General features: G+C 58.4%; 8 protein-coding genes. 7 read left to right on the top strand and 1 reads right to left on the bottom strand.

Annotated elements, in window-relative coordinates; genetic code table 11:
• The first annotated feature begins 91 nt into the window (after positions 1-91).
• From repA to repC, 3 genes are all read left to right on the top strand, one after another.
• The gene (gene repA / locus DAEP_RS0122240; protein ID WP_027246254.1) at positions 92-1303 is read left to right on the top strand and encodes a plasmid partitioning protein RepA; all 1212 of its coding nucleotides are present in this window, start codon (positions 92-94) and stop codon (positions 1301-1303) included.
• Between the two features lie 103 nt (positions 1304-1406).
• On the top strand, positions 1407-2402 hold the full coding sequence (repB, locus tag DAEP_RS0122230; protein WP_027246253.1) for a plasmid partitioning protein RepB: 996 nt from the start codon (positions 1407-1409) through the stop codon (positions 2400-2402).
• A gap of 160 nt (positions 2403-2562) precedes the next feature.
• Positions 2563-3843, top strand: a complete 1281-nt coding sequence (gene repC / locus DAEP_RS0122225; RefSeq protein ID WP_027246252.1) for a plasmid replication protein RepC — start codon at positions 2563-2565, stop codon at positions 3841-3843.
• A 12-nt stretch (positions 3844-3855) separates the two neighbouring features.
• Here repC and DAEP_RS0122220 read toward each other — a convergent pair whose 3' ends face one another.
• Complete coding sequence (locus DAEP_RS0122220; protein WP_027246251.1) at positions 3856-4953, bottom strand: tyrosine-type recombinase/integrase; 1098 nt, start codon at positions 4951-4953, stop codon at positions 3856-3858.
• A gap of 125 nt (positions 4954-5078) precedes the next feature.
• On the opposite strand from DAEP_RS0122220, the gene DAEP_RS0122215 reads away from it, so the two are divergent.
• The 4 genes from DAEP_RS0122215 (at position 5079) to DAEP_RS0122200 (ending at position 9672) form a co-directional block, all read left to right on the top strand.
• Entirely contained in the window at positions 5079-5963 is an 885-nt protein-coding gene (locus tag DAEP_RS0122215; RefSeq protein WP_008335645.1) for a DUF1403 family protein, read from the top strand.
• Positions 5964-5965: 2 nt separating this feature from the next.
• Positions 5966-6556 (top strand): SMC-Scp complex subunit ScpB, encoded by a 591-nt coding sequence (scpB, locus tag DAEP_RS0122210; RefSeq protein WP_027246250.1) that lies wholly within the window; start codon positions 5966-5968, stop codon positions 6554-6556.
• 309 nt (positions 6557-6865) lie between these two features.
• Positions 6866-8200 (top strand): DUF4365 domain-containing protein, encoded by a 1335-nt coding sequence (locus DAEP_RS0122205; RefSeq protein WP_008335641.1) that lies wholly within the window; start codon positions 6866-6868, stop codon positions 8198-8200.
• Positions 8197-9672 carry an argonaute/piwi family protein gene (locus tag DAEP_RS0122200; protein WP_008335638.1) on the top strand — a complete coding sequence of 492 codons (1476 nt, stop codon included), beginning with the start codon at positions 8197-8199 and terminating at the stop codon, positions 9670-9672. Before DAEP_RS0122205 ends, DAEP_RS0122200 begins: the two co-directional genes overlap by 4 nt.
• Positions 9673-9879 lie beyond the last annotated feature (207 nt).

Below are 9879 nucleotides of genomic sequence, written 5' to 3'. Positions count from 1 at the left end.
GGTGAAAATCGTTGTTAAGACTCGTTTTTCCGTGTAGATGACACTTTAAAGAGCGAAATCGCTGAAAAAGCGATATTTAGAGGGCAGGCGGATGCGAGATAGGTCATTTACGGCTGATACGAAGGATCAACCCTTCGACGAGATCATCCTTCGGCAGGGAGAGTTGATTTCTGACCGTCTCAATATGTTGCGGCAGGAACAGTATCCTCCAGATGCCCAGAAAGGTCTACGTCAGTTTTCGCTGGCGGAGGTTGCCTACTACCTTGGCGTAACCCAGTCGACCATCAAGAAGCTTCACCTCGAGGGCAAAGGCCCCGAGCCTGAAACGTCGTCATCCGGAAGGCGTAGCTACTCTGCGGAGCAGATGCTCGAGCTGAGAGCTTATCTGGACAAACATGGTCGGCCCGGCAAACGTCGATATGTGCCCTACCGACAGCCAGGCGAAGAGTTGCACGTTGTGTCTGTCGTGAACTTTAAAGGGGGTTCGGGAAAGACCACCACCGCAGCTCATCTCGCTCAGCATCTGGCGTTGAAGGGGCATCGCGTTCTTGCGATCGACTTGGATCCTCAAGCTTCGCTGACAGCTTTGCACGGTATTCAGCCTGAACTCGACAACGTGCCTTCGCTGTATGAGACACTCCGGTATGATGAAGAGCGCAAGCCCATCTCCGAAGTAATCCGACCGACAAACTTTCCAAATCTGGATATTGTTCCGGCAAGCCTCGAACTGCAAGAGTACGAATATGATACCCCGGTTGCACTGACGAGCAGCGACCCCCATGAGGGGCGAACCTTCTTCACTCGGATATCCAAAGCGCTCGGCGAGGTCGAAGAGCGCTATGATGTGGTCGTAATCGACTGCCCCCCTCAGTTAGGCTACCTGACGCTCACCGCTCTTACGGCCTCATCTTCGGTGATTGTGACCGTCCATCCTCAGATGCTGGACGTCATGTCGATGAGCCAGTTTCTTTTGATGCTGGGCGGGATCATGAAGACAATCCGTGACGCTGGAGCAAACATGCGCCTGAAGTGGTTCCGTTACCTCGTAACGCGATTTGAACCGACGGACGGCCCCCAAAAGCAGATGGTCGGGTTCCTCCAGGCAATGTTTCCAAATCAGATGCTTTCGGCTCCGGTGTTGAAATCAACCGCGATATCCGACGCAGGGATCACGAAGCAGACGCTCTACGAAGTCGAGCGGTCGCAGTTCGTCCGGACCACCTATGATCGCGCTGTCACTTCTTTGAACGACGTTAACGACGAGATTGCAGAGATGATCCACAAGGCTTGGGGGCGGGAATGACCGACATTTTGACAGCCGTGCAGATCATTGATTTTGACAGCCGTGCAACTGATCGGATGAGCGCCGAGCGTGGGTTGGACCGCGAAGCAAAGGAGTTAGCGTGATGGCTCGAAAAGACCTCCTGAAAAGCGTCATGAGCGGTTCCCCGGAGCAATCCAAGGATTCTGGCCGCTCTGGTTACGCAATGCGCGGTGCTTCGAAGTCGATGAAAGTTTCAATCGACAGCCTCGCGGAGAACTCGAAGCGTCTCCTCGAAGGGGAAACGATTGTGGAGATCGATCCACAATTGATCGACGTGTCCTTTGTCTCGGATCGCCTCAGCGATGACGACCAAGCGTTCGATGAACTGAAGGCTTCGATCGCAGCCGGCCGCCAAGACACACCAGTATTGCTTCGCCCGCATCCGGAAAAAGACGGTCGCTATATGATCGTCTTCGGGCATCGCCGCGTTCGAGTTGCATCGGCGCTCAACCGTAAGGTTCGCGCTGTTGTCAAACCAATGGACGATGTGGCGCACATTCTTGCTCAAGGGCAGGAGAATACGGCGCGCGCAGATCTCTCGTTCATCGAGAAGGCGCTGTTTGCGAAGAGTCTCTTGGATATGGGGCAGTTAAAGGATGTGATCCAAGCTGCGTTGACCATTGATGGGACACTGCTTTCGCGCATGCTGTCGGTGGCTCAGAATGTCCCGCGGGACGTTATCGAGCAGATTGGCCCAGCCAAGCAGATCGGGCGTGATCGCTGGGAGGATTTCAAGAAGCTTGCTTTGGAGCCGGCGAACGACAATATCCTCAAAGAAGCCTTAGAGTTTGACGGGTTTCAGGAACTCGATAGTGATGCTCGCTTCGAGTTCTTGCACAGCAAACTGGCAGAAGCGGGCAGGGCTCCGAAGCGACGAAAAGCACGCGCTACGCCCAAGAAACGCACCTGGACCGCCGGCAAAGGCCGCATCAAAGGCGTGATCGGCCGGTCCGGTAAGGCATTCAGTATTTCGCTCACGGCGCAAGATTCAACCGAGTTCGGAGACTTTCTCTCCGGTCGACTGGATCAGCTCTACAGCGAATTCCTCGCGACAAAAGAGGAGCAGTCGGAACGATGATCTAGGCAAAAGAAAAGCCCCCAAGCAGCGTGGCCTGAGAGCTAATCTGAAAAGTTTGGTCGCTTAGAAGATACCTCTCCCACGAATCACTGTCAACGACGAACGCTTTTGAGCGAACGGCTTTCTTTTGCCTCCACATTAACGGAGGTGAGATACAGGCATGAAACATACAGGTTGGCGCAAGCCGACACCGGGTCTTGGCATTGCAGAGCAGCTTGCCCAAGCCGGTGAACGAGTAGCTATACCCAAAACGCGGGCCTTCGTGGCCGTGAAGCGCGTTGGAGCCTACATTGGCCTCAAGGCCGGAGACATGATGCTCCTCGATACGCTCGGGGCCTTTACCCAGGGCCAGGACTGGGAGGAGGGGCAACGCCCGATCGTCTGGGCGTCGAACGCCTATCTGATGGAGCAGACGGGGTTCTCGCTCTCCGCGCTCAAGCGCCATGCACGGCGCCTGGCTGAGATCGGCGTGATTTCTTTCCAGGACAGCCCGAACGGCAAGCGTTGGGGCCGCAGGGACGCCGAGGGGCGCATCATCGAGGCCTACGGCTTCGATCTGTCGCCGCTGTCGGCGCGTGTCGTGGAGTTCGAGGAGCTACATGCCGATTTGCAGGCCGAGCGCGAGCTCTGTCAGCGCCTTAAGCGCCAGATCACGGTTGCGCGACGGATGATCCGCGCGCGGATCGAGGCCGCCGTCGGCTGCGCTCTCCGCGGCCCCTGGACGCAGTTCACCGGCCTTTTTGAAGAACTTCTGGACCGGCTTCCGCGCCGTCAGGAAGCCTCCGAACAGCTTGCCCGTCTGCTGACCTGGTTCAAGGAACTCCAGGAACGGGTGGAGGCGGCCTATCTCAAGGCGACTTGTGCGGCGAAACCTGTGGAGAACACCGGTAATAATGACGCCCAAATCATGGAGAAGACTCAAGAAATGAACCCCAGGGAGGTCATTTCCGAACCTCACATACTAATTACAAACCAACTTAATCCTGTAACTAGTAATTCCTCAGAAAAAGAGGAAGCGGCGGGTGTCGTGCACAATGCTCCATCCGAAGAGCGGGTTGACAGCGAGCTGGAAGACTGGGTTGCAGAGGTACGTAAGAAGCGCACAGGGCTCGACCTGCCGACAATCATGCAGGCCTGTCCGGAATTCGCATCCTGGGCGCGCAATATGGGTGGATTCCTGAAGGATTGGGGCGATCTGCACCGGGTTGCAGGGCAACTCAGGCCGATGATCGGGCTCTCGGAGCATGCCTGGAACGTGGCGCAGGACCGAATGGGCACCCAGGTGGCCACGGCCGCGTTTGCGCTCGTCTTCGAGAAGCACAGCGCAGGTGAGGTTTCCTCGCCGGGCGGATATCTGCGTGGCATGGTCGAGAAAGCCGGGGCAGGGGAGCTGCATCTCGAGCGCAGCTTCTATGGCAGGCTCAGCGGGCAGGCGGCGTGATGGGGCAGGGCGTCAGAGACCGGCGGCCTTGGTCAGGTTCACGCGAAACCGGTCGCGGCGCCGCTGGTACCGGCGGGTCATCTCGGCCGATGCGTGGCCAAGGTGTTTCTGGACGTAGCGCTCATCGACTTCGGCGCTGCTGGCGAGGCCTGCGCGCAGGCTGTGGCCGGAGTAGAGGGCGAGGCGGTCTTTCTCGAGGAGCTCGGAGCGGATGCCCGCGTCCAGCACGGTGCGCTTGATCAGGCGCGCGACGTGTTTGTCATTGAGTCGCGCCTCCAGTGCGCGCTTGCCGTCCCGCGAGGTGCCGACGAACACCGGCCCAAAATCAATTTTGGCAAAGTGCAGCCATTGCTCAAGCGTGTGCACGGGGCAGGTTTGTTCGGACGATCCGCGCCCGATTTCGACCTCGCGCCAACCGGTCTTGGTATCAAGAGTGAGCAGAGCGCCTTTATCGAAGATTTGAATCCAGCCACCGCTGTCCGGCGTGTCGTCCTTTCCGCAATCCAGGCTGACGATCTCACTGCGGCGCAGTCCGCCAGCATAGCCCAGCAGCAGAATCGCCCTGTCCCTGAGCCCGCGCAGATCAAAGGGCAGGGTCGCGATCATGGCGAGGATGTCCTCGGCCAGGATCGCCTCTTTCTGCACCGGTGGGCGCGCATGCTTGCGCTTGATCCCGGCCAGGACGCTTGCGATGTGGCGGTTCTTGCGATCGAGAACGAACCCTCGCTGTGCGTAGTTCCAGGCGAGACCGGACAGGCGGCGGTCGATTGTACTGACCGATAGGGCAGGGGAGGAGCCCGTCCCGGACGCCAGATCGGCAAGGTAAAGCCCGATCATCTCCGGCGACGGAGGCAGCAGCTCCGCGCCCTTCATCCGGCACCAGCGCGCGAAGTGCATCCAATCCTTCGCGTAGGCCTTCAGCGTGTTGTCTGAGGCCGCTGCGCGCGCATAGTCGCGGGCTGTATCGACCAAACGATCGAGCGTGCCTGAGCCCGCCACAAAGGAAGGCAGGCTCAAGGACTCGCCGTCAGGACGATCTCTCTCGTTGTCCTCGTTGCCGGAAGACACATTTGGCGGCTCTGAGGTCGATTTCTTGGTGTTTTCTGACATGGCGCTGAGCATAGTTATTCATGCCCGATAATGCAAACTTATTGGACATGACTGCGAGCGACAAGGTGGGGCGGTTTATGTGCTATTTTCTGGTAGAAAGCGCCGCGCTGATATAGGCTGCAGGCATGACATTTGCCCGGCCGGATCACATCGTCGACCTCGACACGTTACCCCGGATGCCCGCCTGGGTCACCTCTGCACGCGCTGAAACCCTTGAAGATGTTGCGTTTTTGTCGGGTTCGGCGCTGAACCACCTGCATCTTATGTTGGGACGCGCGGAGGTGCCCCAAGCCTTGTTTCGGGACCGGCTCGCGCTGCGCGCGGCCGAGGCTTGTATCGCGTTCTCTGGGCGGCCGGAGCGGGCAGGGGAGCTGCGCGACGCGGTGCACCTGCTGCGACCCGGCGATCTGCCCGGACCGGCGGGCGAAACTAGCCTCGCCTGGCGACGCGCTGTGGAACGGCCGGTATCGATCAAGGCTCTGGGTCGAGCCTTGCCCAGCTTCGACCTCCGCCAAATTGCCGCGTGGCTTGATGTGGGGAAAGGGGCGCCGGTAACCTGGGCCGCGAAGGTGTTGGAGGCGGTACTGCACGAGGTGCCGCGCGCAGATGTAGTAGGACTGATCCTCGCGGATGCGGCCCTCGCTCAGGCACTCGGCTGGGATCATCTCGTGCCGCTTCTGGCCCCAGCCCTGAAACGCGCCGACCTGCGCAAGCATGGCGAAGACCTGCGTCTCGCCTGTCATCGGGCGCTCGTCTCATCGGCAGTCGAGGCCGTGCGCCTTGCCGCTGACCTCGAGCGCCGAACGACGCATCTGAAATCCGTCGCGCCGAAACTCCGGGCCAAGGGGGCAGGGCAGGCGGTCGAGTTGTTCCTGACCAGCGATGCGGTTGCCCCTTCGGCGCTGCCCTTGCCGGATCGCGCCGCGCGGCGGCTCTGCGATCGGTTGGTCGACCTCGGCGCTGTGCGCGAGCTGACCGGGCGGGACACCTTCCGGCTTTACGGGGTATAGTGATGGCCAAGGATCGCCCCGAACTTGAGCTTGACCGCGAGTTGTCCGATCTGCCGCCCGAGCTGCGCTGGCGGGAATGGATGCGCCGGATCGAGGCCGTGCTCTTCGCCAGTGCCTCGCCAGTGCCGCGCGAAGACCTTGCCCGCGTGGTGGGGCAGGCGGCTTCGGTCGAATTGCTGGTCGAGGACCTTGCCGCCGATCTGGAAGGGCGGGCCTTCGAGATCGCTCGGGTCACTGGCGGCTGGATGTTCCGGACGCGGGCCGCCTACGCGCCCGCGATCCGCGCAGCGGCAGATGTCGGGAACCAGTTTCTGGATCTGAGCGAGTTCGACGTCGCGGTCCTGGCCGCCATCGCCTACCATCAACCGATCACCCGCGACGGGCTCAAGGACATCTTCGGCAAGGAGATCAGCCGCGACCTGATAGGGCGGCTGCATTCGCGCAACCTGATCGGGACCGGGCCAAAGTCGCCCAGGCGAGGGGCCCCCTATACCTTCGTCACCACCGAGCAGTTCCTGGTCGCTTTTGGGTTGGAGAGTCTGCACGATCTTCCCGATCGGGAGCAGTTGGAGGATGCGGGGGTTGTGGGGTAGCTGCTTCAAGTGGGCGTCGGCTGACGAACTGGAATCCTCGGCATAGAATTCATCCCGACTTTGCTCTCGCGGAATCTACCTCTGGGCATCATCGTCGGCAGCAACGAATTCCATCGTGAGGACAACGTCAGTCGTTTTGAAATCTGGTCGGGAAAGCTTGATAGACCTATTGACCGGTCAGTCCAAGGGTCGCCTACCCAGTTCATCTGCGATCATTCAATCCATCATGGCCTACATGTAGTATCCGAGGCCTTACGAAACGCTGATTGAAGTGCTATCTCTTTCATATGGAAGGTACGGGTTATTGGCGTGAACAAGAAGATTACTGCCAGTCAGCGCATTGGCGAAATCGGGGAGAAGGCGGCTAATCTTCAATTCTTGCGAATTGGGTTCCAATTCGATGGGCGTTCACGGCTGGAAGCGGGGATAGACGGCATCGCTGAGGTGATGGACGATGATCAGCCGACAGCGAAGATGATTGCCGTTCAGGTCAAGGCTACTGAGCGTGGCAGCTATGTCGGCGAGACGGACGCCGGTTTCACCTATCGTGTCCGCGCTTCAGATTTCGACTACTGGCGCGGCTCCAACCTACCCGTGATCCTTGTTCTCTACAGGCAATCAGATGACACGTTCTTCTGGAAATCGCTCGAAAACCTCGTTGGCGAGGCCGAACGCACATTGCAGTTCGACAAGGAGCGCGACGTCTTGGACGGACGTGCGAAGAATCACCTCGCTGCCCTGACCGTCGCCAAGCAAGGACACGGTTACTACGTCCCGCCACTTGGGGGAGGGGAGGAAGCGATCATCAACATGGTGCCATTGCAGCTTCCTGAGGAAATCTTCGTCGCACAGACACAGCTCTCTACCCAGAAGGCGCTCGCCCGGATGAATAAGGTCCGGGACGGCCAGCGGTACGATTGGATGGTCGATGAAACCTCGCTTTGGACATTCTGCGACCCACTAACCACACCCGTTCGCGACCTGGTCGAACGGGATCAGGTCGAACGGATCGAAACCGACTTTCTGGCACAACACGACGCAGTGGATCAGCAATACAAATTTGCGGGTCTGTTGCGACATACTCTGGGCCATGACTTTCGGGATTTGCTTGGATGGGACCGAAAGAAAAAGCAGTTCTACTTCTTGCCAACACCTGGAGGCGTCGCGCGCAAGTTTCGCTATCTTGGTGCGAAGCAGAAGACACAGGCAGACGTTGTCAGCGTCTATCAGAAGTCGAAGGGGGAGGGGCCCATCGACTATGTGCGGCACCATTCATTCCATCCCCGGTTCGAGCGCTTGGCGGACCAATGGTACCTGATCATCAACCCATCCTACTATTTCACTTCGGATGGAGAGCGCGCGCTCAACTATCCGGATGCCTTGTTGTCCGGGAAGAAGCGCCTCGACACAAACAACACCGTTCGAGGCCAGGTGATCATGTGGCATCGATTGCTGTCAGGTATGGAATTTGAAGATGCCGGCGAACTGCTGGCACCCGACACCAAGACGGATCGTATCATCAAGTTTGGTGACCCGCCTTCCATCGAACTGCCAAAGAGTGTGCCCGAGGACGTGTGGGGCGCGAAGGCGCAGAAGTCGAAGAAGCCGTCCGGCTCGAATGAACAAGGCAGCTTTGACCTATGAGCGACTTCAAGACAAAGATCTTCCCGGAGCCTGAACTGGAATTTGGTGACCAACACCATCATCCTGATCCACGATTGGGGTTGCTACAGGCGGGCCCGTTGCAAACGAACCTGGGGGACACGATCAAAGTCGGCGTTGTTGGCAGCGCTCTGACCGTCGAAAAATCAGGCGAGTTTCTGAATGCGATCGAAGATGGGTTCGAGGGTAAGACCGAAAAGCACCCGAACCTGCACCCGGACTTCCCTGGGTTGAGAAACCAGAACCCCTATCGGTGCCGGTTTGAAATGGTGGCTGCCGAAGATGGAGTGCTGACGAAAGGTCAGATCGAGAAGATTGCCAAGGAACCGAGCGATGCGCGTGCTGTGGAGATAGCCGTCGACGCAGTTATGGCGCAACTGGAAAAGTTGGAGGCGCATCATGAACGGCCGGACGTGGTCATGGTTTCTCTCCCTGTCAAGTTGATCGAACGGGTCTGGAGAAACGAGCGGGCGCGCGATGACGAAGGTATAGAGGGCGAAGCGGCCGACGCGAAAGCTGGCAGAGAAACCTCTCCGAACTTCCGTGGCTTGCTCAAGGCCAGAGCGATGGACCTCAGATTCTCAATTCAGATTGTCTGGGAGGATGTCATCAACCCCGATGCCAAGATCCCTCGCAAGATCAAGGAGAACTCTGACCGCCAAACCCAAGATCGAGCTGACCTCGCATGGAACCTCATGACGACGCTCTACTACAAGGGCAGCGGCAAGGTGCCCTGGCGCAGATTGCCGGAAGAAGGCGAGTTCACCGCCTGTTACATTGGCATCAGCTTTTTCAAGGATGCCGAAACCGACGAGATATGGACCAGTGCTGCGCAAATGTTCGACGAGCGGGGCAGAGGGTTCATTCTTAGAGGCGGTCCTGCGCAGTCAGAGTCGCGGGGTCGCCACCCGTTCCTCACTATCGATGAGGCTCACAAGCTTACCGAGAGCGCCTTGGCCGCCTACAAGTCGGTCCATAGAACGATGCCGGCACGCGTGATCGTCATGAAGACGTCGCGCTTTCGCGAGGACGAGGCCGAGGGTGTTGGCAAGGCGCTCGACGAGGCAGGTGTGGAACTGCGCGATCTCGTTTGGATTCATGAGAGCTATTCAGTCAAGGTGCTGCGCGACGGCGACTTCCCTGTCCTCCGCGGCACCTTCGTTGAACTGGACGGCAATGGGCTGCTCTATACCAACGGCAGCATTCCCTACTATGGGACCTATCCTGGCCTCTATGTCCCGAACCCCCTGTTGCTCTGTCCGCACCCGCAAAGCGAGAGCACGATCGAACAGATTGCGAAGGAAGTTTTCAGCCTCACGAAGGTGAACTGGAACTCGACCCAGATGAACCAACGCTTGCCGATTCCGATCCGAGCAGCCCGTAAGGTTGGTGACGTGTTGAAATACGTTCCCTCGGGGCAAAAGGTCAGCAGTGACTATCGGAAGTACATTTAGAAGCTGCACACGGAGCACGCCGTCGGCTCCGTGGCTGCTGTTAAGAGCATCTGATCGTCGATCCTCGAAGCTCCCAAGTTTCCAGCGGATCTTTTTTCGGCAAGTGACTTCTCTGGCGTTTGATACATAAAAGAACATCACGCGCATGCCTTGATGTAGAATTCTACATCAATCTTGAAGTCTGCTTCAGTGAGTGATATGTTTATG

This window comes from Leisingera daeponensis DSM 23529 (genome assembly GCF_000473145.1).
Taxonomy (GTDB): Bacteria; Pseudomonadota; Alphaproteobacteria; order Rhodobacterales; family Rhodobacteraceae; genus Leisingera; species Leisingera daeponensis.
This window is presented reverse-complemented; position numbering and strand designations above follow the sequence as displayed.

Coding starts and splice junctions, on each gene's coding strand:
- scpB (WP_027246250.1), top strand. CDS start 5,966: ATGGCCAAGGATCGCCCCGAACTTGAGCTTGACCGCGAGTTGTCCGAT.
- repB (WP_027246253.1), top strand. CDS start 1,407: ATGGCTCGAAAAGACCTCCTGAAAAGCGTCATGAGCGGTTCCCCGGAG.
- DAEP_RS0122200 (WP_008335638.1), top strand. CDS start 8,197: ATGAGCGACTTCAAGACAAAGATCTTCCCGGAGCCTGAACTGGAATTT.
- DAEP_RS0122220 (WP_027246251.1), bottom strand. CDS start 4,953: ATGTCAGAAAACACCAAGAAATCGACCTCAGAGCCGCCAAATGTGTCT.
- DAEP_RS0122215 (WP_008335645.1), top strand. CDS start 5,079: ATGACATTTGCCCGGCCGGATCACATCGTCGACCTCGACACGTTACCC.
- repC (WP_027246252.1), top strand. CDS start 2,563: ATGAAACATACAGGTTGGCGCAAGCCGACACCGGGTCTTGGCATTGCA.
- repA (WP_027246254.1), top strand. CDS start 92: ATGCGAGATAGGTCATTTACGGCTGATACGAAGGATCAACCCTTCGAC.